The organism is Corynebacterium choanae, assembly GCF_003813965.1.
GTDB classification, from domain to species: domain Bacteria; phylum Actinomycetota; class Actinomycetes; order Mycobacteriales; family Mycobacteriaceae; genus Corynebacterium; species Corynebacterium choanae.
In genome coordinates this window covers 341,073-365,457 of sequence record NZ_CP033896.1, presented here as the reverse complement: position 1 = coordinate 365,457, position 24,385 = coordinate 341,073, and the positions used below count along the sequence as shown (strand labels likewise).

16 protein-coding genes and 3 pseudogenes are annotated in these 24,385 nt (G+C 57.5%); 10 read left to right on the top strand and 9 right to left on the bottom strand.

The features are described from left to right. Positions 1-88 precede the first annotated feature (88 nt). The 3 genes from CCHOA_RS01275 (at position 89) to CCHOA_RS01265 (ending at position 5,080) form a co-directional block, all read left to right on the top strand. Positions 89-1,006, top strand: coding sequence for a PRD domain-containing protein (locus CCHOA_RS01275; RefSeq protein WP_206425807.1), 918 nt, complete (start codon positions 89-91; stop codon positions 1,004-1,006). A gap of 158 nt (positions 1,007-1,164) precedes the next feature. Next, complete coding sequence (locus CCHOA_RS01270; RefSeq protein WP_245992160.1) at positions 1,165-3,252, top strand: beta-glucoside-specific PTS transporter subunit IIABC; 2,088 nt, start codon at positions 1,165-1,167, stop codon at positions 3,250-3,252. A gap of 349 nt (positions 3,253-3,601) precedes the next feature. After that, on the top strand, positions 3,602-5,080 hold the full coding sequence (locus CCHOA_RS01265; RefSeq protein WP_123925956.1) for a 6-phospho-beta-glucosidase: 1,479 nt from the start codon (positions 3,602-3,604) through the stop codon (positions 5,078-5,080). 1,205 nt (positions 5,081-6,285) lie between these two features. Here CCHOA_RS01265 and CCHOA_RS01260 read toward each other — a convergent pair. Further along, positions 6,286-7,449 (bottom strand): annotated as a pseudogene (locus CCHOA_RS01260) (IS1249 family transposase). Between the two features lie 581 nt (positions 7,450-8,030). On the opposite strand from CCHOA_RS01260, the gene CCHOA_RS01255 reads away from it, so the two are divergent. From CCHOA_RS01255 to CCHOA_RS01245, 3 genes are read left to right on the top strand one after another with little or no spacing between them, the layout of a single operon-like run. Beyond that, positions 8,031-9,254, top strand: a complete 1,224-nt coding sequence (locus CCHOA_RS01255) for an ABC transporter substrate-binding protein (RefSeq protein WP_123925954.1) — start codon at positions 8,031-8,033, stop codon at positions 9,252-9,254. 39 nt (positions 9,255-9,293) lie between these two features. Continuing rightward, the gene (locus CCHOA_RS01250) at positions 9,294-10,376 is read left to right on the top strand and encodes a FecCD family ABC transporter permease (RefSeq protein ID WP_206425806.1); all 1,083 of its coding nucleotides are present in this window, start codon (positions 9,294-9,296) and stop codon (positions 10,374-10,376) included. Positions 10,377-10,378: 2 nt separating this feature from the next. Then, positions 10,379-11,119, top strand: coding sequence for an ABC transporter ATP-binding protein (locus CCHOA_RS01245; protein ID WP_123930596.1), 741 nt, complete (start codon positions 10,379-10,381; stop codon positions 11,117-11,119). Between the two features lie 209 nt (positions 11,120-11,328). Here the strand turns inward: CCHOA_RS01245 and CCHOA_RS01240 are convergent. The 3 genes and pseudogenes from CCHOA_RS01240 to CCHOA_RS01230 form a co-directional block, all read right to left on the bottom strand. Further along, positions 11,329-12,453, bottom strand: a pseudogene (locus tag CCHOA_RS01240) (glutamate--cysteine ligase); the annotation flags it as partial. 566 nt (positions 12,454-13,019) lie between these two features. Continuing rightward, positions 13,020-14,639, bottom strand: coding sequence for a LytR C-terminal domain-containing protein (locus CCHOA_RS01235; RefSeq protein ID WP_164472337.1), 1,620 nt, complete (start codon positions 14,637-14,639; stop codon positions 13,020-13,022). Positions 14,640-14,763: 124 nt separating this feature from the next. Next, positions 14,764-15,318: a DUF3263 domain-containing protein gene (locus CCHOA_RS01230; protein ID WP_123925948.1), complete on the bottom strand. Its 555-nt coding sequence runs from the start codon at positions 15,316-15,318 to the stop codon at positions 14,764-14,766. A 210-nt stretch (positions 15,319-15,528) separates the two neighbouring features. Between CCHOA_RS01230 and CCHOA_RS01225 the strand changes: the two genes are divergently transcribed. Further along, complete coding sequence (locus CCHOA_RS01225) at positions 15,529-16,218, top strand: peptide deformylase (RefSeq protein WP_123925946.1); 690 nt, start codon at positions 15,529-15,531, stop codon at positions 16,216-16,218. Positions 16,219-16,317: 99 nt separating this feature from the next. Further along, the gene (locus tag CCHOA_RS01220) at positions 16,318-17,406 is read left to right on the top strand and encodes an N-acetylglutamate synthase, CG3035 family (protein ID WP_123925944.1); all 1,089 of its coding nucleotides are present in this window, start codon (positions 16,318-16,320) and stop codon (positions 17,404-17,406) included. A 166-nt stretch (positions 17,407-17,572) separates the two neighbouring features. Here the strand turns inward: CCHOA_RS01220 and CCHOA_RS01215 are convergent, their stop codons facing one another. Then, positions 17,573-18,466: a CPBP family intramembrane glutamic endopeptidase gene (locus tag CCHOA_RS01215; protein ID WP_123925942.1), complete on the bottom strand. Its 894-nt coding sequence runs from the start codon at positions 18,464-18,466 to the stop codon at positions 17,573-17,575. A 326-nt stretch (positions 18,467-18,792) separates the two neighbouring features. Between CCHOA_RS01215 and CCHOA_RS01210 the strand changes: the two genes are divergently transcribed. Then, the gene (locus CCHOA_RS01210) at positions 18,793-19,593 is read left to right on the top strand and encodes an exodeoxyribonuclease III (protein WP_123925940.1); all 801 of its coding nucleotides are present in this window, start codon (positions 18,793-18,795) and stop codon (positions 19,591-19,593) included. Here the strand turns inward: CCHOA_RS01210 and CCHOA_RS01205 are convergent. Continuing rightward, entirely contained in the window at positions 19,590-19,862 is a 273-nt protein-coding gene (locus tag CCHOA_RS01205) for a hypothetical protein (RefSeq protein WP_123925938.1), read from the bottom strand. The genes CCHOA_RS01210 and CCHOA_RS01205 overlap by 4 nt on opposite strands. Between CCHOA_RS01205 and cls the strand changes: the two genes are divergently transcribed. Next, positions 19,861-21,351: a cardiolipin synthase gene (gene cls, locus CCHOA_RS01200; protein ID WP_123925936.1), complete on the top strand. Its 1,491-nt coding sequence runs from the start codon at positions 19,861-19,863 to the stop codon at positions 21,349-21,351. The genes CCHOA_RS01205 and cls overlap by 2 nt on opposite strands. Before the next feature lie 610 nt (positions 21,352-21,961). Here the strand turns inward: cls and CCHOA_RS01195 are convergent. The 3 genes and pseudogenes from CCHOA_RS01195 to CCHOA_RS01185 form a co-directional block, all read right to left on the bottom strand. Further along, the gene (locus CCHOA_RS01195) at positions 21,962-22,735 is read right to left on the bottom strand and encodes a multidrug ABC transporter permease (RefSeq protein ID WP_123925934.1); all 774 of its coding nucleotides are present in this window, start codon (positions 22,733-22,735) and stop codon (positions 21,962-21,964) included. A 3-nt stretch (positions 22,736-22,738) separates the two neighbouring features. Then, positions 22,739-23,668 (bottom strand): ABC transporter ATP-binding protein, encoded by a 930-nt coding sequence (locus CCHOA_RS01190; RefSeq protein ID WP_123925932.1) that lies wholly within the window; start codon positions 23,666-23,668, stop codon positions 22,739-22,741. 147 nt (positions 23,669-23,815) lie between these two features. Further along, positions 23,816-24,340, bottom strand: a pseudogene (locus CCHOA_RS01185) (NUDIX domain-containing protein); the annotation flags it as partial. Positions 24,341-24,385: the final 45 nt, after the last annotated feature.

Sequence of the window (24,385 nt, the reverse complement as noted above, 5' to 3'; positions counted from 1 at the left end):
AAAAAAGAGGGGAATAAGCTTTCTAGGCTTATTATTTTGTTGTCATTGCTGTTCAGGTGGTAGAAATCGGCGGTTTGAGACACACTTTTTGACCCTTAAGCCCCCGATGCAGGTTATCAAACGCCTCAACAACAATGCCGTTGTTGTCGCAACCCGTCGCGGCGAGGAAGCGATCGTCACCGGCAAAGGCGTCGGATTTGGGGTGACAGTCGGCGGCCCGGTCGACCAGACCAAAATTGAGAAGCTATTTTCTCTTGCCGGCCAGCGCACCCCGGTGCGGGAGGATCCCCACGCACTTGCCGTCTTGGCAGCAATCGATCCCGAACTGCTGTCGATCGCCCAGCATGTGCTCGACGTGGCCGCAGCAGCACTGCCCACCCTTATGACAACGAATGTGCTGCTGCCGCTTGCTGATCATCTGCAAGGGGCGCTCCACCGTGCCCGGCACGGCAATGAACTGCCGCCGCTGCTTTTTGCGGAGCTTGCCGAATTTTATCCGGAAGAATTCCAAGCCGGTCTGCTTGCTGTCCGCCTGGTCAACGAACAGTTCGCGGTGCGTCTCACTGATGCGGAGGCCGCATTTGTGGCACTGCACATCATCAACGCGAGCAATGGCGAACAGCCAGAGGAAGTCAGCCAGATCACCCATGTGATTCGGGAAGTCACCAAACTTGTCGAACAAGACTTGCGGCTGCGCCTGGATCCTTCCTCCTTGAGCTATCAGCGTTTCATCACCCACTTGAAGTTTTTTATCCGCCGGCTGGTTCGCAACGAATCCTTACCGCTGGGCACCAGCCAAGCACATGCCCAGCGGATGCTGGAAGAGATCACCACCACTCATCCACGGATTAGTGCCTGTAGTGAAAAAATTCGACTCTTCCTGCTGGCAACCTACGACTTCCACGTTGAGGAAGCTGAAGGCTTGTATCTGGCGATTCATTTAGCGCGCCTGATCCAACAAGCCCCCACCGAGCCGGCATCCACCACCGATCCCAGCCCGCCCTAGGGCTGCCGGAAGGTTGCTGCTCCGCCGGGCTGGGTGGCTACCACCTGCAACACTGCAACATCATTCACCGTTGCGGGAAGTAACACCACAGGATTCACCTGCTGTGACCTTGGTGGCTTAACCGCATCCGACCCAAATTGTTTCATCAGAAAAGGACAATGATGGGTACCTACGCACCTGCCGCGAAACAGATCGTGGCACTTGTTGGCGGCAAAGATAATGTCGCCTCCTTAACACACTGCATCACCCGCCTGCGGTTTCAACTCAAAGACGAGTCAATCGCCGACACTGCTGCCCTAGAAGCCCTCCCGGAGGTGGTGACAGTGATGCGCTCCGGGGGACAATATCAGGTGGTCATCGGCAACCAGGTTGCTGACGTCTACGCGGAAGTCATGCCACTGTTGCCGCAGCTCTCCGACGAGGATTCCCCCGCAGACACTGCCCCAGCGGACGGCAACCTGTTGCACCGGTTTGTCGATATTGTTTCCGGGATTTTCCAACCAATCCTTGGCCTGATGGCCGCCTGCGGCATGATCAAAGGCCTCAATCTGCTGTTTAGCCACCTCGGATGGTATGCCGACACATCCGGCGCCTACCAGATATTTAACGCCGTCGGCGATGGCATGTTCTTCTTCCTGCCGGTGTTCCTCGGATTTACCGCTGCGAAAAAGTTTGGCCTGAAACCCATGCTCGGCCTGGCTGTCGGGGTAAGCATGCTCTATCCAGCCATCCAAGCCTCGAGCCTGTCAGGAGAACGTGAAGCAATACGGACTGTGTTTGCCGGCACCGATTTTGCTGCCGATGTCTATCTTGATTTCTTCGGCATTCCAGTGATCGCCATGGACTACACCTCAACGGTGATCCCGGTGATTTTCGTCGTGTGGGTAGCTGCAAAACTTGCCCGATTCTTCGACCGATATGTGCCTGATTTGGTGAAGTTCTTCTTCTCTCCAATGTTGACGCTGCTTGTCGCAGTTCCGCTTGGTTTCTTACTGATTGGGCCGGTGGCATCGTTCGGCGCGAACGCTATTGCCTCCACAGTGATTGCTTTGCGGGACTTCTCCCCACTGTTAGCCGGACTCGTCGTCGGCGCCACCTGGCAGATCCTAGTGATCTTCGGCCTGCACTGGGGATTTATTCCGGTATATATCAACAACATTGTGGTCAACGGCTACGACAATGTGATGATGCCGTTTTTCGCCTGCACCTTCGCCACCTCTGCGGTGGTGCTGGCCGTGTTTTTCAAAACCAAGGATGACACCATCAAAAAGCTGTGCATGCCGAACTTTATCTCCGGGATTTTCGGCGTGACCGAACCGGCGATCTACGGGATTTTGCTGCCTTTGAAAACCCCGTTCGTGATCTCTTGTATCGCCGGCGGTATCGGTGGCGCCTTCTATGGGGCGATGAACTTCCGCAAATTCATCATGGGTGGCATGGGGATTTTCGAATTCCCCGGCATGATCAACCCTGATGGCACCAACGGCAATATTATTGTCGCCGTCAGTGGTGTCGTCATCACCATGATCGTCGCCTTCGTCTTGACGATGGTGTTCTATCGACCAGCAGCATCTGCCGCCACAACCAGCGAAGCATCAACTGTAGCGATGCCACAGTCGGCAAGTGCGCCCGCTGAGGTTCAGCATGGCACAGCCGCCGTGGCTGACGGCACAACCGGGGCAACCCAGGTGGCCACAAAACAGACAGTTGCCACCAAGCCAACAGTTGCCTCCAAGCCAACGGTTACCACCACCACTATTGCAAGCCCTCTTGCCGGTGAAGTCTTTGCTTTGACTGCATTGTCCGATCCGGTGTTTGCCTCCGGCAAACTTGGGGCCGGTGTGGCGATCCGCCCCACCGACGGCACTGTAGTCAGTCCCGTCGACGGCACAGTCAGTGCCCTGTTTCCTACCGGTCACGCCATCGGTATCACCGCCGATAGCGGCGCCGAGCTACTCATTCACATCGGTCTGGACACCGTAGAGTTGCGCGGGGATGGGTTTCATCCACTAGTTGCCAAAGGCGACCGAGTCACCTTAGGACAGCGACTTATCGAGGTTGATCTGCAGCTGCTTGCCAAGCGGGGCTATTCCAGCGACACACCGGTTGTAGTTGTCAACCATCAGCGATTTACTGCTGTCACTGAACAAGTCACCAGTGGTGCGACAGTCACGCCAGGACAAGCACTGCTCCATGCCGCAAGCACATTCGCAGAAGCAAGCGCCCCGGAAAACACCGGTAGCTAGCAAGCACCGGAATCTGGGTGCTCCCGTCCCACCGTCCCACCGGCACATCGGCACATCGGTGGGGCACTTAGCAGAGAAACGCCCAAGCACAATCCATCTGCACCTGCCAGTCGAGCACACCAGATACCAATCACCGGGCGTGGGGCGCATACTGACAGCAGCAACTTGAGGTTTATCTACCGCAGTTGTCACTGCATAGCCACTGGCGAGCAGCCAGTGGTGTGCAGGGGCTGCGGGTGCACCGGCACCGATGAGCCCTCACAAGGTACTTGCCCCCACTGATCCCGCAGCACGATAGTGCAACCACATCCACAGCCCGATATTTTCAACCACACCAGGAGTTTTCACCATGTCATCTGTCGCAACCACAGGAGCTGCACAACCATTTCCGACCGGATTCCTCTTCGGTGGGGCAACCGCCGCCAACCAATTTGAAGGCGGATTCAACGAAGACGGGCGCGGTCTTGCCAACGTTGACCTTTGCCCTGCCGGTAGTGCCCGCGAAGCAGTGATCACCGGACATTTGTCCTCGCTGAGCCTGGATCCGGCACAACACTATCCTTCCCATCTTGGGGTTGACCACTATCACCATGTGGAAGAAGACATTGCACTGTTAGCCGAGATGGGCTGTGGCGTGTATCGCTTCTCTATTGCGTGGACACGCATCTTCCCCACCGGTAAAGAAACCACCCCAAACGCCGCCGGACTCGCGTTTTATGACCGGATCGTCGACACCTGCCGCGCCCACGGCATCGAACCGTTGGTCACCATCTGCCACTTTGACTGTCCGGTGCATCTTATTGACACCATCGGGGGCTGGCGCAGCCGCCAGATGATCGACCACTATCTCCAACTGTGTCAGGCACTATTTACCCATTTTGCCGGACGGGTGAAATATTGGCTCACCTTCAACGAGATCAACATGATCATGCACGCCCCATTTTTAGGTGCCGGCCTGGTCTTTACACCAGGCGACAATGAAGAAGCAGTGAAATATCAGGCTGCCCATCACGAATTGGTGGCTAGTGCCTTAGCTACCAAGTTGGCGCATGAGATTGATCCAAATTTCGCGGTCGGCTGCATGTTCGCCGCCGGGGTGGCGTATCCCTTCTCTTGCCGCCCGGAAGATGTGTGGGCAGCAAAGCAGGTAGATCGGGATTCGTATTTCTTTATCGATATTCAGTCCCGCGGCGCCTACCCAAACTATGCACTGCGCTATTTGGAACGAAACAACATTATGCCGGTGATGGAACCCGGTGATGCCGAAATTCTCGCCGAGCATACTGTCGACTTCATCTCGTTTTCCTACTACAATTCGCGCACCACCGCCGACAGCAGCACTGCAGCAGAACAGATGTCCGGCAATCTGTTTACGACTGTAAAAAACCCTTATCTGGAGTATTCCGATTGGGGCTGGTCGATTGATCCGCTGGGGCTGCGCACCACCGTCAATGACATTTGGGATCGTTACCAAAAACCGCTGTTTGTTGTGGAAAACGGAATCGGTGTCAAGGACACAGTCAATCCGGATGGCAGTATTGACGATCCGCAGCGTATGCGATTTTTACGCGACCATCTGCAGGCGTTGAAAGATGCCATTGTTATCGATGGTTGCGACGTGCTGGGCTTTACCTGTTGGGGGCCGATTGACTTGGTGAGCGCATCGACCGGGGAGATGAGTAAACGCTACGGGTTTATCTATGTTGACCGGGATGATCAAGGCAATGGCAGTTTTGCCCGGCAGAAGAAAGCATCATTTGACTGGTATGCGAAGGTGATTGCTACCCACGGCGCGGATCTGTCGCTGCCAGATGGATACGAGGTGTGATTCCAACCGGTAGCACCCCCGAGATGAAAAACCAGGGCTCGCCGCGGGAGCAGGATAAGAACTTCCTTCGTGACATTGCGCACGAAATGTGCGCAATATGCGCTACTTTGCGCAAGTTGTGCGCAGTTTCTTCGAGCAAGGTGGACATGTTGTAACGCCAAAAACGCCATTTGACCCCCACGAAAGTGGGTATCCACAGTGGCGCTGAGCTGCAAAAAATTGGTATTACGAGTGCAAACCCTATGCAAGACCCGACCCTGGAACTAAGGTTTCTTTCTGTGAGTGACGGATATCCCCCTCATTCCGCGCTCATAGTTTGCACCGTTTACGGCGCAAGCTGCGACCGGGCAGTGTCGAGCCCAGCTCCACGGCACGATTCCCCCCTCGTGCGTTCCGAATTTTTGCGTCCCCGCGCCTAACGGACCCGGTCACCCCCCCAACGTGAAGACAACAGCCGATCATCACCTACTGATGATCGGCTGTTGTGTTGTGTACAAAGCACCGTTATGTCACAGGTATTCCAGTGGGCGACTTGGTGCAGCAGTGCCCACACTGTGATCACCCGCCAGCTGTCATGGACAGCAAAGAATGCGGCTGTCGTAGATACCTCTTTGCGTTCTCCGGCACGCCAAGGAAGGCTGTGATCATCCAATCCGGTGGGTAAAGGTTTGCAGCAAGCGGCTTACACAAAGGGAGATGTTGACAGCCCATCATCGTTGCCCATACCCCCGAATTGGTGCATCACCCGGCTTCTAAATGTCCAGGTCGCAAGCGTTACCTAGCGCATTTTGGGGAGTGATTTGTGAGTTCTTACACACTATGTTGCCGCAGTCTTGCCTAAGGGGATAACATAAGCCTCAGTCTTGTTCGCAAGACTAACGCGTCGGACGGGGAGACCTTTCCCCCAAAGGTTGGATGGCGTTGAGCTAAGCTCCGCGTGGCTGCACCCCCCTGATTTGCCACTGCCGATACAACACCCCCCTGATGAATTCGGCTCTTCCACCTTCCCGTCCGCGCCCTTTAGGAAAATTCCGGAGAAGCCTTTGCACTGCAAAGGCTTCTTTCTTTTTTCTCATTGCGCCGCAGGGCATATCCGACAGATACCGCAGCGAGCAGGCCTTTCCTGCCCCGAACCTAATTCATTGCTAGTCGTTGCGGGTTAAGGGACAAAATGTGTGTCTGGGGGTGGGGGTGGCTGTGGGGGTTTAGATCGTTCCTTTTCTGATCCCGACGGAGTGTGTGTACTCGATGTCGATATGATTGTCGTACAGCGCGGGGCGTCCGGTTTGATGGTTTGCTTCGTTGTTGTTGACTGGGGTGAGGGTTTCTACTTTAGCGAGTGAGTCTTTGCCCCAGTTTTGTTGTTTCGCGATGATGTGGGGATCAAGCGGATCTCGGGTGCGAAAGTGGAGCCACCAGTCGATATTGGTTCGTTGACGTTCTCCTTTTCTACCGTGGTGTTGTCTGGCGATGAGTTTTAAAGGCCCGTTGATACCGCCTTCGAGGCAGTTGGTTGTGGAGGCGAACGCCTCAGGGTTCTTCGCGCTGGGATGGGGGGTGAGGTAAGCGAAGAGTTTGCCGTCTTTTGCCAGGTGGTAGAGCCTGTAGAACGCGCGTCGGGCGCGTTGATGGGTGAAGACTTTTTTCTTTTTCCCGGTGAGGGGGTCGGTGATGGTGGTTTTTTCGTTCATCCAGCTGTTGCAGTCTTGTGTGAATTGGTGGAGGTAGTCGATCCATTGGTCGGCTTGTTCACGGGTTGTGATGCGGGTGAGCTGGAGTGCGAGTTGGTAGATGATGGTGCCTTGGGGTGTGCGGCTGGTGATATCGCGTCGTGTGTTGCGTTGGACGTGTACGAGACAGCGTTGGATAGGGTCTGTGGCCAGCATGAGGTCATCGCTGTGTAGGCGCTGCCGCCGTCAATGACTGCCATAAGTGGCGGGGTGATATCACGGATGAGTTGTGTAGTCGTAGGTGGTTTCTTGCTTGCACCAGCGCCAGGCAAGGACGTAGTCACGGGTTGCTGCGATGAGGAGACAGCCGCCGTTGAGGTAGGTTCCGTCGAGAAAGATTTGATCGTAGACGGGGTGGTTGTGTGGTTGGGGCACGCTGATCAGCCACAGTGGCTGGAAGTGGCGGTGAACTGTTTTCGGGGATGTGCCACGAGCAGCGGCGATGTCGGCGATGCTTTTATTGCTCGTCAGGTGGGAGATGAACTCATTCATCCAGGTTCGAGCGGTGATATCGGGCCGGGTTTTACTTGTAGAGGCACCGCAGTGGATACAACGCCATCGTGTGGTGCCTTTTGTTGTTGTGCCGTTTTTCTTTGTGGGGTTACCGCAGATACTGCAGCGGGGACGATTGGTTGACATAACCCTGAAGCCAACAGGATCTATACCATGGGGTGGTGGTGCCGTCAAGGGTTATGGAGAAAAAAGAGGGGAATAAGCTTTCTAGGCTTATTATTTTGTTGTCATTGCTGTTCAGGTGGTAGAAATCGGCGGTTTGAGACACACTTTTTGACCCTTAAGCCGTCGTTGCCAATTGCCGATACTTGGCTTATAACCATGCACCGTGACAGGGATGGGAATATTGATGCGGCCTGCCCCCTTTCGGTGGATGATCCCGGCGCAACTGCACACGCCAGCCACTTGACGGTTTGCCGGCGAGTCAATCTGGCACCAGCAGACCGGGCACCGGCGAAGCCGACCAAGCCAGATGCCATAACGAGCCACAGTTCCCCGTAACCGGGGGTAGACGGGGGCAGGCCTTGGTTGTTCTGGTTTGCCTATGGGTGCAGGGTATCGGCAATTTTCTCGCTGCGGATCACGCATTATGTCATTTTGATGTTTGCCTTACCTAAATAAGGATCTCCTAAGATAGGGCAGGATTTATCGCCATTTGGGCGATGCTCCCTACATCAAGTTGTGTAATCCTATCGTTGGAGGAATGAATGTCGTTGTCGTTGTTGCGCCGTACTACCGCAGTCTTAGCTGGTGCCGGTCTTGCTCTTGCCGGATGCTCCGGGGCGGAAGAATCCACCTCGTCCGCATCGTCGACTAGCTCCACCTCGTCGAGTGTCTCCGCGACCTCGACCACGACGAGCCAATCTTCCGAGGGGATCACAGTCACCGACATTGTTGGTCGCACGGTAACCCTCGACAAACTGCCCGAGCGCATCATCCTCGGCGAAGGCCGCGGCGTGTTCGCCACCGGCATTCTGGATAAAACCGATCCGCTGGAACATATTGTGGCAATCGGCTCGGATCTCAAAGCCAATGTGCCCGACTACTACACACACTTTGTCAACCAGTTCCCGGAAGTGGAATCCCTCCCAGAGATCGGCCACATTGCGAAAGGCGATGTGACTGTTGAAAACCTGGTAAGCCTCAACCCGGATGTCATCCTGTTTACCAAGGATCAATACGACGCGGCACAGACCACCGGCCTGGATAAGCAAATCGATGATGCTGGCCTGACCTATATTGTCACCGACTTCCGGCAGCATCCCCTAGAGAACACCACCCGTTCCATGGAGATTTTCGGGGCAGTATTTGGCCACGAAAATGAGGCTGCCGCATTCAACAAGGAATGGCAGCAAACCGTTGATTCCATCAAGGCAAAAGCCACCCCGGATGGCAAGAGTGTCTTCGTGTGGCGGGCTGCAGGTGTCTCGGACTGCTGTGGCACCTGGAATAACTCCAATATTTCCGAATTGGTGAATGCTGCCGGCGGGAAAAATATTGGCGACTCGATTCTCGACGGTGAATCTGGTGCCGTGACCCCAGAGAAGGTCATCGAACAAAACCCAGAGGTCATTATTGCCACTGGCGGCGACTGGTCAGCTAAGAAGGACAAGGAAGGCAACCCGGTCGGCTATATCGCCTTAGGGTATGACATTTCCGCTGATCAGGCGCAGGCCTCGGTCAACGCCGGCCCTGACCTGCAGCCGGGTTTCGATACCCTGCAAGCGGTACAAACCGGTGACTTCCACGCCATGTGGCACCAGTTCTACAACTCGCCGTTTAACTATGTTGCGCTGCTGCAGATCGCAAAATGGGTGAACCCGGAAGCCTTCGCCGACATTGATGTTGCTGCTGCCTGGAAGGCGTCGCAAGACACCTATTCGCCAGTAAGTGCTGCCGGCACCTTCTTTAGCACCGCTGAGGCGAAATAAGTGTCACTCACACTGTCCACTAACCAGACTGCTTCACCGGTGAACCCCTCCCCCGAGGCGGACACCTCTTCCGCGCAAGCGGCGACGGCAGCACTGATTGCCCAGCATCGCCGGCATGTCCTTAAACGGCTGACAATTGTTGCGCTGCTTGTAGTGATTACTGTTGTGGCGTTTATTGTGTCCAATTCGGTGGGGGCATTACCGATCAGCTTCGGCGATGTGGTGCGCGGTATTGCGCAACCGGGCAGTATCGATGAGCAAACCCGCACCGTGTTGTGGAAGCTGCGACTGCCGATGGCGGTTATGGCGCTCCTCATTGGGGCGGCGCTATCCCTGGCCGGTGCACAGATGCAAACGATATTAAACAATCCGCTGGCGGAACCGTTTACGTTAGGAATTTCTGCCGCAGCCGCATTTGGTGGCGCTGCCTCAATTGTCACCCATGTCACCTTGGTTGCCCAGCCGCAGATCAACATCGCCATCGTCTCGTGGCTGAGTGCCATGATCGCCACCGGGCTGATCGTGTTGGCGGCGGTGCTGCGGGGCGCATCTGCTGAAACGATGGTGCTGCTCGGAATCGGGCTGGTGTTTTTCTTCCAAGCACTGCTGGCGCTGATGCAATATCATTCCTCCGCGGATGCCCTCCAACAGATCGTGTTCTGGCAGATGGGATCGCTTACTCGCGCGAACTGGGCGGGGGTTGCCATCCTCACCGCGGTTCTTGTTGTCACCGTGCCAATCTTTTGGATGCTGTCTTGGCAGCTCACCGCGCTGCGACTGGGGGATGCCCGCGCCCAAGCAATGGGTATTAACGTCGCCCGGCTGCGGATCGTGGTGCTAATTCTCGTGTCGCTGATTGCCGCGACCACCGTGGCGTTTGCGGGCATTATCGGTTTTATCGGGCTGGTCGGTCCACATATTGCCCGGATGCTGGTCGGGGAAGATCAACGCACCTTCATTCCGGCGGCAATGGCCGCCGGTGCGGCGGTCATGTGCGCCGCCCATGCGACAAGTTTGCTGGTCAAACCAGGCTTGGCAATCCCGATCGGGATTGTTACCGCGGTGCTGGGTGTGCCATTCTTCCTCGGGATCGTACTGACTAGGAGGCGAAACCTGTGGTAACGATGAGCATTGACTCGCTGCAGGTTGGCTACGGCAACCGACAGGTGCTGCACGACATTACTGTGCGCCCCCTGACCGGTGGGAAACTCGTTGGTCTGCTAGGACCAAACGCCTGCGGCAAATCAACGTTGATTAAAACCATTGCTGGACTGCATCAGGCAAGCGCCGGTGAAATAACAATCACCGGGGTGACTGATCGGCCAGGCTATGTGCCGCAAGGCCTCCCCGACGGGGTGGCACTGTCGGCGTTTGAAGCAGTGCTGATTCCTGCCCGGCGCAGTGCCACCGATCCGCTGCAGGCAACTGCTGCGATCATCCACGAGTTAGGGCTTGATGCGATTGCTTCCCGACAGCTCGGGGAGCTTTCCGGCGGCCAGCGGCAAATGGTGGCTTTGGCACAAATGCTTGTCACCAACCCGCAGGTAATGCTCCTTGATGAGCCAACCTCGGCATTGGACTTGCATCGCCAACTCTTTGTGTTGCAAACCGTAAAACAGCGAGCTGTCGATTCCCAAGCACTTGCCCTGGTCGCTATTCACGACATCACCCTCAGCGCGCGGGTGTGCGATGAACTTATCATCCTCCACGACGGGCAGGTGCTTGCCCAAGGAACCCCTACAGCGGTGCTCACCTCACAGGCAATCCGCCAGGTGTATAACGTCGACGCGGATGTCTTCCCTCACCGGGATCTTCCCGTTGTCATCCCCACCAAAGTGGCAACCCCCAAGGCGGTGCACGCTTAACCGCAGCGGTGGTGCGAAACCACCAATCCGCAGCGCGAAACACCTGAACATGACCACACCCGGCCACCTGCTGAGATCTTCCCTTCGGCAGGTGGCCGGGTGTTTGGGTGGTTGGGGGTTTGATTGCCCGACGTTTCTCGCTAGCGGTGTTCCTCATTGGTTACCTGCGTTGGGTTCTGCGCGTCTTCTTTGCTCCCGGCAGGCAACCACAAAGGCTGATTGTTGGCCATCTCTTCCACAGTCAACGCGACCGTATCTGCCCAGGTGCCGCTGCGCTCATAGCGGGCACGCTGCCGCTGATAGGCCGCACCGCCGGTGATGATCTGCTCAATAAATCGCAATTCCTCGACGCAGTCATATTCTTTCGCTAAGGGTTCCAGAATGGTCAGCCACCGCAGCAAATCAGTGGTCACTAATGTCTCATCGGTGTCGCGGGAGATAATGATCTCGGCATCCATCCCATAGCGGCAGGCACGCCATTTATTTTCCCGGTTATGCCACGCCTGTAGGGAAGGGAGCTGGGCACCCTCGTCAAGCTGCCGGTCATAGTAGATAACCAACAAATGCGTGAGTGCGGCGATCGCCCCCAGCTCTTTGAGGTTGCTTGGCGCATCTGAGACCCGAATTTCAATGGTGCCCCATTTGCTGGCCGGGCGAATATCGAAATGCATCGCCCCCGTGTGGGAGATCACGCCGGATTTTGCCTGCTGGGCAACATAGTCACTCCACGAATCCCAGTTGTGGAAACCGTAGGGGATGCCGGCGGTGGGCAGTTGCTGATAGAGCATGGTTCGGTGGGAGGCGTAGCCAGTGTCGCTGCCGTTCCAGCCCGGCGACGATGCAGAGATCGCCAACAGGTGCGGATAGTGAGTCATCAACGCCCCAATAATTGGCCACACTTTATCTTCATGGCTCACCCCCACATGGACGTGTAAACCCCAGATCAGCATTTGTCGACCCCAGAATTGGGTGCGTTCAATGATCTCTGTGTAGGGCTGTTTCAACGACACTGGTTGGGTGCGCCAGTCGCTAAATGGGTGCGATCCGGCCGACCATGGCAGCACCCCGTGAGCTTTCGCCCCGGCTTGCACAGCCGCCAACCCGGTGGCGAGTTCTGTGACCGCGGCGGGCACGGTGTCATGCACCCCGGTGACGAGTTCCACGGTGTTTTGTAAAAACTCCCGTTCAATATGCACCGACGGGTGATGGTTGGTGACATAGTCAATGACTTCCGGGGCGTGCGGCGAAAGATCATAGGTGGTGGGATCGGCGAGGGCGATCTCCCATTCGATACCGACTGTCGGTTGCGGCGATCGGTTGAATTGAAGCGACATGATCTGCCTTCCTGCTGCGCGAATGGTTCCTTAACCCCACACCTGTCTGGGCACCAACTCCGGTTCCCCGGCAGGCGACGCTGGTGGCAACCGTAGGCTGTCAAGCACGCCTGGTTGCGCAGCGTTGGTGGCGGCGATGCGAACTCGCTGTTCACGCAAGCGATATATTGCGCACACTTCGTTGCGGCAGCAGCGCTACGCGGCGATGCTACCCAAGATGTCCCGGCGCCGTGCAAAGTGGTCTTTATTGTATGCAGCAAGCCTGCGTCCCAACGAATCGGTGGGGGTTGCAACCTAGCTTTTTCGCCACGACTGTCAGCCACAGGCTGCTATCCACCGCAGGTTTGTCGACATATCGCTGCAGCACACTGTGCAAATGCCGCCACCGCACCACTGCCGCGCAAGGGAGGGACAGCAGACGGTCGGGAAATGGTCGCTTAAGGGACGTTGCTCGGCAGACAGGTGTGGCCATCGCCGACCGATGCTGGTCAGCGATGGCCACAACCGCAATAGGGCAGTGTTTCCCCGGTTACGGGGTGCACCGATTTGTTGGATGCTAGCGGGTGTTACCGGCCGGCAAGCACCACCACTACCCCCGGTGGCATTCCCGGATTATCGCCGTCGCGGGCAGCAGTCACTGCCCCTAATTCGGCGGCAACTGATGCGGCGGTTGCTTCCTCTAGCTTGTTTCCGGGGGTAAAAAGCACTGTGGTTTCTGGGAAGGCGTAGCCAGGCAGATTGCCGACTTCCCCAATGGTCCACCCGGCTTTGGCGAGCTGATCTGCGGTTTCGTTGGCCCAGCCATTGACCAGTGAATTGTTTTGTACAGCCACCGGTACTCGTCGTTGCGCCGCAATCCCTACGGGATCGACTGGTGCACCGGGGGCGGTTGCCGGCTGCCCTGGTGCCGGTGCTGCCGGTTGGGCGGGATCACCCGGTGTGGTCGGCTGCTGGGGAGTCTCGCCGGGGGCTGCTTCATCCGCACGAGGTGCCGCGGCACCTGGGGTGGTGTTTGCTTGGCTGGCTGGTGGCTGACCTGGTTGGGTTGGCTGCGGTGCGGCCTGCCCCCCGCGAGCAGCACCTGTGGTGGCATTGGTGCTGTTGGACTGCTGTGCGGTGGTGGCCGCATCATCGGTGGTATCCCCACCACCCATGGTCATCAATGCCCATGCGCCGAAGAACACACCAGCTGCAATCAGCACCATGGCGATGCCGCGCAGCGGCAGCCCACCGCCAGTAGTGTCCTCGCCGGCGGTGTCGTCAGTTTCCGCGACCTCATCACCGGCTGGTTGCTCGGCACCTGTGGTTTCTGCACTGTCTAATAGCGGTGCTGCAACCACACCGGTGAGGTTGGCATCAGGAGTTGTGGCACTGGTGGTGTCGGCAACAGCAGCCTGGTCGTCGTCGCCAATTGCGTCAGTATGCGCCGCAGCAATCAGATCATTGTCTGTACTGTATCCACGCGACCTATCAACACCTGCCCCACCACTGTGCACGGTAGCAGCACCGGCAGCACCGGCAGCACTGGCAACGCCGGCAACGGTGATAGCCGCACCTGTGGCACCAGCGACACCAGGGGCAGCATCCTGCTGCGCGTGCACCGACAGGCTATGAGCTTCGCTAGTTGTCGAATCAGGTTTGCGATGATTCCCCTGATTTGCTTGGTCGCCGTCTAAGGTGTGCAACACCCCGTCAGAGGCAAGCACCAGCCCAGCGACGCGGTCGACATCATCTTCCTCATCGGCGGCAGCAATATAGGCGCGACTATAGGTGCCTTCGCCGTGCGGGGATGGTGCACCCGGCTGGCGGTGATCATCCGCAGCAGAGACTGCAGTGGGGCGAAGCGCGGGCCGCGGATCTGTGGCATCCCTGCCAGGATCAGCGGCACGCATCCCCACTGCGGCGGGATCTGCCGGGTGTGTTGCCGCAGGATTCTGCTTCGGATTGTCAGCTGTGTCGCTGCTGGCGGTGTCGTTGACCTCCTGACGACTGGTCATATGCGCTGCTCGCAGCGAGTCATAAAACCCTTGCGTATCACGGGTTTGCCCCCGGCTCGGGGCAGGGCTGGTAGGCACCGCAGTAAGGTCGGCTAGCGCATCCGCGCCGGGCAACACTACCTCGGGTTCATTGCTGCCACTGCGGGGCTGTGGGGTTGGAGTATTCCGCTGAAGATCTTCATCACGCACACCACCACAATAGAACATCAGTCACTTGAGTAACACCCGCCACAGCCAAGCTGGCGTTTTTCACCCGAGTCGTGGAAGGCCGCCGCCGCCAAGCAATCCTGTTGCACCAGGTGCCGTCGCAGCGCTACACCAAGGTGGTGCCGCGTTCGACTCGCCGCCGCAGCCGCCCGATAAACAACGGATCAAATTCGATCACCTCAGGCCGGTCAATCATGCGATAGAGCTGCTGATAAAACCGCCACGACGATCGTCCCGTCCGGCGCACAATCATTTCGTCACGGGCACCAGCAGGCAAAGTCTCTAACTGTTTCGCCAGCTGCAGCAGCATCGTTTCCTCTGGCGTCAACGCTGGTGCCGCACCAGTGTCTTCTACGCTATCGCCTGCAGCCTCCTCCACGTCTGCCGGGTTTTCCGCTGTCGCCGCCTGACCGTGGTGGGTTGCAACATCATCTGGTCGCGCTTCGCCGGGTGCATGGTGGTCATCCGCTGCCGGTGCAGCAAGCGACACCGCTTGGCGGCGATCGTCATCACTGCCAGGGGCGGATTCACCAGAATCCGGCACAGGGAAATCACTGGCCGAGTCCACCTCGGGTGACGCGATTGTGCGCGCCGAGGATTCACCAAATGGCAAAGTTGGTTCAGCTGCGGGTACTGGCGCTGGCTGCTGCTCGTTCACCATAGACACACTCCAATTCGAATCCCACCATCATCCCGACCAGATGCCCAAGGCACCCTGACGGATTACCGTGCTGCTACCTTAGCGTGTGCGACACAGCCTTTCGCCAGGTATCCGAACACCGCTTGCCCACCGATTCCGGCCACCACCACCGGCAGGCTTGATATTCGCGCAGGGCGCGTAAACGCCTGCTTTGTTCTAACATAGTGACCTATGACAGTTCGACCCATTGTGATCCACGGCGATCCAGTACTCCACAATCCCACCAATCCGGTCACCGAACCGGTGGAAGACCTCCAAGAACTGATCGCTGACATGTATGAAACCATGGCAGTGGCCAATGGGGTTGGGCTGGCGGCAAACCAAATCGGGGTAGCGAAACGACTCTTCGTCTACGACTGCCCCGATGTGGAAGGGCCAAATGGGACAATGAAAACCCAAGAAGAGATCGACGCCCAAGGCGGCCCCTACCGCAAAGGCTGTGTCATCAATCCAGTGTTGGAAACCTCAGCGATCCCGCAAACGATGCCGCGGGACAACGGTGACGATGAAGAAGGCTGCCTGTCAGTTCCCGGGGAATCCTTCCCCACCGGGCGGGCGGACTGGGCACGGGTCACCGGATTAGATGAGCACGGCAACGAAATCGCTATCGAAGGCTACGGGCTGTTTGCCCGCTGCCTGCAGCACGAAACCGGGCATCTCGACGGGTTCCTGTACACCGACACATTAATCGGCCGGTGGAAGCGGGCGGCGAAAAAACAGATCAAAGCCAATGGTTGGACAGTGCCGGGGCTCACCTGGATGCCCGGCGAAGACGCTGACCCCTTCGGCCACGATACTGCTGAACACACCTCCGACGAGGACAGTGCAGCGGCTGCATTCCGCACCACCCCGGAGTCGTAACCACGCCACGAACCTGATGCTTCCAGACCCGCTGGCGGGCGGAACAACCCAATCAGGCACCTATTCGATCTAGCACCGCTGCAGGAAGGATCCACCCTGATGGCCATTCGACGCCGCCTGCCGGGGGGAATCGCCGGCCGCCCCACCCCACAGGTCGGCGACCGGGTGCTGGTTCGTCGCCGTCTGCCCGACACCCCCGGTCATCTCACCGACGTGATTGGGCATGTTGCAAGCCTTAAACCCCTGGTGATTCTTCCTCAGTCTGTTGGTGGCCTCCGCTCCGCGGCGACAGCTATCACCATCGACCACCACCTCGTTGAAGTCATCAAAGTCCTTGCCCCACAGCCGGTGCGCAACGCCGATATTCGGGCGGTTGAACAGGCCACGGCACAAGCCTTCCCCGGCATTGCCCACCGCCGGGTCGGCGACTGGCTGCTGCGGGCCGGTGACGGCATCACCGAACGGTCAAACTCAAGCGTGCCCGTCGGTCCTGGGGCAGCCTTCCAACCTGTGCCAATCGCTGCAATCCGCGAGTTTTATGCCACCCACCAGCTGCCGCCGCGGCTGCTTATTCCGGATCGCATCGGGGCACCGGCGGAAGTACTTATCAGCACCGAACCAGGCTGGGAACTCGGCCCAGACATTGTGGTCATGACCCGGCCACTGCAGGCACCAAACCCGGGACGTGACTATAGCGCCCTGCATTATCCCGACCAGGACACCAACCCTCTTCCTGCGGCGCACCACGCTGCCCTGGCAGAACGCTATACGGTGCACATCGACGACCAGCCCAGCAGCCAGTGGCTTGCCCTCTACCACTTCCGCGGCCAGCCACTGCCCACCCATGCACTCGACTTACTGCGGCAACACATCAACGGGCAAATGTGTTTCGCCTCCCTGATTGATCGCCACAGCAACGAAGTGGTAGCCATCACCCGCGGCACTATCACCGCCAGCGACGATGGCCGTACCTGGCTGGGGTATTCGGCAGTCGAAGTCATCCCCCATGCCCGCCGCCAAGGACTCGGCACCTATCTGGGGCAGGCCATGCTCGAATGGGGTGCCACCCACAATGCGGAACACGCCCTTTTGCAAGTGGTGAGCAGCAACACCGCCGGAATCTCACTGTATCGCCGACTCGGGTTCGCCGAACACCATCGGCACCGCTGTGCAATTGCCACCAGCTAGCCTGGCCACAACAACACCACATGCATCAACATAGGGTTCAGCCAGCAAGTGCACCAATCCATAAACCAGCCACCAACACTTCGGCTAGTTATATGCCATGTGCACCGGGAAGATGGCAGCTAGGCGGCCACCACCCGGTTTCCACCGCGACTGCGGGGCAACAGTTTTAGTTACCCGCCGGGCGACCAACCCGCAGCAGCAACACCACAAGCACCAGCCCAAGGGCAGTCACCACCACAGACCCCTCAAAACCGAACGTTGCCCCGGAAAGCCACGGCGCACCAGTAGCTGTCGCCTCCCACAGCCGCACCCCAGTGGAATTACCGGAGACTTGCGCACCAACCACCACCCCCTGGGTAAGATTCCAGGCACTGTGAGCAGCACCAGTAATCCACAACGAACCGGTACGCCAATACAACAGGCCAAACACCAGCCCAAACAACACCAGGTTGAGCAACGGGATCACCCCCAATCCCGGGTTAGCGCCGTGCATAATCGCAAAAAAGAAAGCAGTTGCTGCCAATGCGGCAGTTTGCCCAAAATATTTTGCGAAATGCGGCATCCAATAACCCCGATACACCAACTCCTCGAGCATGCCCTGGGCAAGGAAATACAACACTGCCACTGCTAAAGCGGTAGCAGCATCAGCACTCCACACCCACCGCAGCGACACTGCACCGGTGACCACCAGCACTGCAGTGACCAATCCAATCAGACCGCTGCCGGCAACAAATCCCAACGTCAACTGCTGCCACCATCGGTGCACATCAAACCCCAACGCCCGCCAAGAGATCCGCGACACCCGAGTGATCAGCCACGCCCCGCCGAGCACCGCCACCCACATGCCAGCTGTCGACGCCCACGACAGAGTCTGCTCCAACGACTCGCCGGTCAACAGCGCAACAACAACCGTGCCCACCGCCGGCAGCAATAACAACACCGCAATCCCAAGGAAGAACGGAATAATTACCTGTGCGGCAACAGACATCCCCGTCACCCGTGCCACCTGGCGGGCAAACGGCTGCGGCGTAGGCTCCAGCAGCGACAACGATCGTTTCATCACACCAACACTTTCAAAGAACTCTCACCACGAAGCAAGACAGCACCGCCCCATGGTGTAAGGCTGTCACATCTTCCTTCTCCAACAACGCCGGCTGCTCTTGCGAACAATAAAAACAACCGCAGCGCGTGTACTAGTTGTAGCGCACCAGCGACGAACCCGCCGCAACATTGACGCTGCAGAAAGCATTCTGCCAGCAAACCCACATCCCGCTTTGAAAAACCACATCCAACCAGCGCCGCACACCACCAATGACAAGAAAGCACAACCATCCCGAAACCGGGTGCGGGCACACAACCACTCCAAGGTTGGCTAGGATCACTTGCATGCGGATCGCCTCCTGGAATGTCAACTCAGTCAGAGCACGAGTCGACCATGTCACCGCTGTGCTGACACGCAACAATATTGACGTGCTTGCACTGCAAGAAACCAAATGCAAAGCCGAACACTTCCCCACCGAAGCATTCGCCGAACTCGGCTACGAGTCCGCCCAAGTCGGATTCTCCCAATGGAACGGTGTCGCACTGCTGTCCCGGGTGGGGTTGAGCAATGTGTCCACTGCCCTGCCCTATCAGCCAGGTTTCAGCAAAGACGACGATGCACAGCCAGTTATTGAGGCCCGCGCAATTACCGCCCAATGTGGCCCAGTCGAAGTCACCAGCCTCTATGTGCCGCACGGCCGGGGTATTGGTGACCCCCACTACGACTATAAGCTGCAGTTTTTCGAAGCGATCGCGGAAACTGCCCGGCAGAAACTCGTCGACGATCCCCACCGGCTAGCGGTCTATGTGGGCGATTTCAACGTCGCCCCCACCGACAACGATGTGTGGGATCGCAGCCTTTTCGCCGGCCACACCTCTGTGGGCACCGCCGAACGTGTCGCCTTCGCCGAACTGGAACTTGCCGGATTAACTGAGGTGACCGGCCCTCTCACCGGGGATCAATACACCTACTATGACTACAAAGGGGCACGATTCTTCCGCGGTGAAGGGATGCGTATCGACTTCCACTATGCCACCGCTGAACTTGCCCGACGGGCAACGCAGGCCAGCGTCGACATTACGGAACGCGGCACAGTGAAAACCAGCGACCATGTGCCGCTCATCGTCGACTATGACCTTGACTAGCCAGCGCTACTGCCCCGATCGGCAAGCTGCCATATCGCGGCCAGTCCCCACAGCACGCCGCTTATCCGGCTGACTTCTAAGTCACCGAAGGTAAACGGATAGGGGTCGTTGGCACGGTGCTTCTTACCGCCGGTCTTTTCACCAGCTAGGCTAGGCAATTCAAGCAGCGTTGCATTCGCAAATAACCCAGTTGTTCCCGCCATTGTTGTCCGATTCAGCGACTCCACTCCTGTTTCGACACCGCCATCGCATTGGAGTACCCGCATCATGGATCCCACCCACACCTTTGCCACCTTGGAATGGTGGCAATGGCTGCTGCTCGTTTTAGAGTACGGGTTCAAAATCGCCGCGATCGGTATTGTGCCCGGCGGTCAAAAACCTGGCTCATCCTCCGCCTGGCTGCTCGCTATTTTGTTCATCCCGCTGATCGGATTGCCGCTCTATCTGCTCATGGGATCGAAGATTATCAGCGAACGGCGACACGAAACCCAACAACATGCCGCCTCTGTTGTCGGCGACCCGCATGCCACCCTGCCGGATCTGCCACCAGATGCAACCATTCCGGAAAATTTAAGCACCATTGTGCGGCTCAACAGATTTCTTACCGGCATGCCCGCCTGTTGGGCAGGTGTCGACGATATTTTGCCCGACGCCCGCAAAGCCATTGTGCGCATGGCTGGCGCAATCGACCGGGCAGAAGACTTTGTGTGGGCAGAGTTTTATATCACTTCCTGGGATGAGGTCACCGACCCGTTCTTCCAAGCCTGTCGCCGCGCCGTCGAACGAGGCGTAGAAGTACGACTGCTTTTCGACCAGGTCGGATCGTGGAAATATCCCGGATATCGCACCTTAGGCAAACGCCTCGACGCTATCGGTGTGCAATGGCATCTCACCCAGCCGCTGGCACCATGGCGGTGGCGCTTCCGTCGCCCTGATCTGCGGAATCATCGCAAACTCCTCATTGTCGACGGGGAGATTGGGTTTATGGGTTCCCAAAACCTGATCGACCCCAGCTATCTGTCGAAGAAAAATGTTGCGATCGGCCGGGAATGGGTCGATGTCATCATTGAACTTTCCGGGTCGGTACTGTCCTCCTTGGAGCTGCTGTTTGCCACCGACTGGTATCTCGAAACCGGCGAAGTGCTGCCTATTGAAGACCGCCCCTATGAAGAGGAAAAAAACCCGGATCGCACCCGAAACTTGGTGCAGCTGGTGCCATCCGGGCCGGGATATAAGGGGGATCCAAACTTGAAGATGTTCGTCGCCATGGTGCATCAAGCCAAGGACGAAGTCATCATGTGTTCTCCCTATTTCATCCCCGACGAATCCCTCCTTGAAGCAGTGAAAGCCGCCTGCTATCGCGGGGTGGATGTGCATCTTTTGGTATGTGAGCAATCCGATCAGTTTATGGTCGGCCACGCCCAGGCATCGTATTATCGCAGCCTGCTAGAAGTCGGTGTCACCATTCATCTGTATCCAAAACCGATGGTGCTGCACACCAAGTATTTGCTGATTGACCCGGACACGGAACATGGTTCCGCCGTGGTTGGCTCATCGAATATGGATATGCGCTCATTCGGGTTGAACTACGAAGTTTCGCTCTATGTGGCGCAAGGCCAGCTGATCCGCCAGCTTAATGCGCTCACCCAAAGCTATTACAGCCTCTCCCGGGTGTTAGGAAAGCAGGAATGGGAAAACCGGTCCATGATGAACAAATACCTCGACAATGCCATGCGGCTCACCTCTGCGCTGCAGTAGCACGACTTTAGCAATCACACCCCAGCTGCGAGCTCTTCAGATCATGTGACAGTAGTAGCCAGATTCAGTATTGCCGCTGTCACGACCGGTTCCGCCCTTCAGGATTCAGAGCCGGTCCTCAATGTTTGCCAGCGCTGAAAATGGACACCGGGCAGGGTCGAAAACTTATATTGCCTGCGGTAATTGTCAACCTGTAGTGAGCCTGTTGGGGTTACACGAGGGCATGGCATGGGAAGGGATCTGCCTGTGCGTTCTTCTCGTCAATGTGTCGACGATGCTCGAAAATCTTGCAGGATCCAGCTGTGAGTACTTGAGATAGCGTTCCTTTTCCTAGCTCTGTCCAGCGCTGCAAGAACGTCACCACCGTGGCCCACAGTGGTCACCATGCCATTGCACCATGCACATGCCTGACAACCGGTGAATCCGCTAGGAAAACAGTATCTCCCCCAACGGGGTTCTGCGGCGCAATACCGAGCAGTGCCGAGTTGTTACCGACGCAGGTGGCGATGGGTTTGCTGATCCGCTTCAGAAATTGCGTCATCCCCGGCGCGTGATTGCTCACGCACCGGGGATGGGTGTGTCTTGTTCTTTTGTAAAGACTGCAGGGAGGTTATACGTCGCGGCGTTGTACGAGCACGCAGCCGATAACGAACAAACCAATGCACCAGGCGGCAAAGATTCCAAAGGAGCCTTGCCAGCCCACAACAGAATCAACAATATCCGCCTTGTTGATAAATGCTTGCAAGTTAGTAAATGGCAGATAGCGAGTGATAATGGCACCGAATTTCGGCACCTGCCCCATCACTACTTCCAGTAGCACAAACCACAGCATGGCAACGGTAATCGTGCCAGCAGTTTGCCGGATCATCATTGCCAAGCCCAACGTAAACGCGATGAGCAGTACCACGATGAGTGGATATGCCCAGTAGAAGCGTAGCGCTTCGGGATCGTGGAAGGCATCGAACCGGAAACTGTTATCGCCTTCGCCGACAATGGACAGGGCTACCTGATAGCACAGCAACACGGTCATTGCCGTGATGATGGCCATGAAGATCGCATAAACCAGGAATTTAGCGATCGGTACCAGCAGGCGTTTCGAGGTGGCAGCAAATGTCATCGACGCGATGTTGTGCCGATATTCGGCGGTAAACACCATGGCCGCTTGAATAATCACCACTGGCAGGCCGAGGGCCTGCAAACCGGATAGCGCCAGTGCTGGGCTCGTGTAGCCAAACTGTTGCCCCTGGTCGGCGGTGGAACGCAAGATCGCAAACGCGAATAGCGCCGACGATCCGATGCTGAAGAATAAAAATAGTGCGGTGGTCCAATACAACGATTTCGTTGTGGTGAGTTTCGTCCATTCCGCTTTCATTTGATGCAGCATTGGCTAGACCTCACTTGGATTGTCGGTGGAAAACTGTTGCGCCGCCCCGGTGGATTCCATGAACGCCTGCTCCAGGGTGGACTGTTTACCCTGCAGTTCAAAGACGGTAATGCCGTGGCTAAATGCGAGCGCCCCAAGCCGGTCAGTGGAGACGTCGTGCACGACGAGGATCTGCCGCTGAGAGGAGTCGACCTCTTCGGTGAAGGTGAACCCTTCCTGTGCCAGCACCTGTTTCATCACATCCATGTCCGGGGTGCGGAGCAGCGCTGATTGGGAACCAGCCGCGCCGATGAATTCGTTCATCGGTGCGTTTGCTATGAGTTTGCCGCGGCCAATGACGATGAGATGATCGGCAGTGTTGGCCATCTCTGAAAGGAGGTGGGAGCTGACCAATACGGTGCGGCCTTCGGCGGCGAGTGACCGCATCAGTGTGCGCATCCAGACGATACCTTCCGGGTCGAGCCCGTTGACAGGTTCATCCAAGATGAGGACTTCCGGGTCGCCGAGCAGTGCCGCAGCCAGGCCGAGACGCTGCCCCATACCGAGGGAGAAGCCGCCAACTTTTTTCTTCGCAACTTCCGACAGGCCGACGATGCGCAGCACTTCGTCAACCCGTGAGGTGGGGATGCCGTTGGATTGGGCGATCCACTTCAGCCGATTGTGGGCGCTGCGGTTGGGATGCCACGATTTGGCATCCAACAGGGAGCCGACCTTCCGCAGTGGATTGGTCAGTTCAGCATAGGGTTTGCCGTCAATAGTGGCGGTTCCTGCAGTGGGACGATCAAGCCCGATAATCATGCGCATGGTGGTGGACTTGCCAGCACCGTTTGGCCCAAGAAAGCCGGTGACTTTTCCGGGGGCAATGCTAAAGGTGAGATCGTCGACTGCAGTGACGTTGCCATACCGTTTCGTTAAGCCGGTCACTTCAATCATGGTTGGTTAGTGTTCCATAAAGGTTGGCCGGTGGCTATTTATTCTTTCCAATGGTGGGGTTGCTGATTCGTATTCGGCAGGCACCGCCGGGTCGGCGAGCAACTTGTTCACTGGCAGGCAACCGCTTGAGTCCGCGCAGATTTCGGTGAGGATTTGCAACAGTTGTGGCCAGCTTTCCCGGAAGGCGGGAAGCAGGTTGCGGTGGGGAACCTGGGAGAGGGGAATCCAGGAAAGGGCAAGGGATTCTTCGTTGGCAACCGTGGGCAGTGCGGTGGCGGCGGTGGCGATGACAACGGTGTATGTCCAGTTAGCGGCAAGTTCTGGCCGGTGTGGATCAGCCGGATAGGGGCCTGCTGTTTGGAGTGTGGTGTGTACTGTGACGTCGGCAGGGTGGATTCCGGTTTCTTCTTCAGTTTCCCGCAGGGCTGCGGCGATCACGTCTTCGTCACTATTGCGTGCCCCACCGGGGAGCCCCCAAGTGTCACCGCTGGCCGTGTGGGGTGAGCGGTGTTGCAACAGGACGAGGGGTTCGCGGCGATCGGGCGCTGGGTGGTGGGGAGCTGTATCAACGGGGACTACTAGCAGTAGGCCGGCGGCACCGTAGCGACCCCAGCGTGTGGTGCCGCCTGGCCCTGCCGCCCAGCCGTCGCCGTCATGACCGGTGGTGTGCATCATTTCCTCCCTGTTCTTTTCCCCGCACTTACTTCTTTTCGGTGC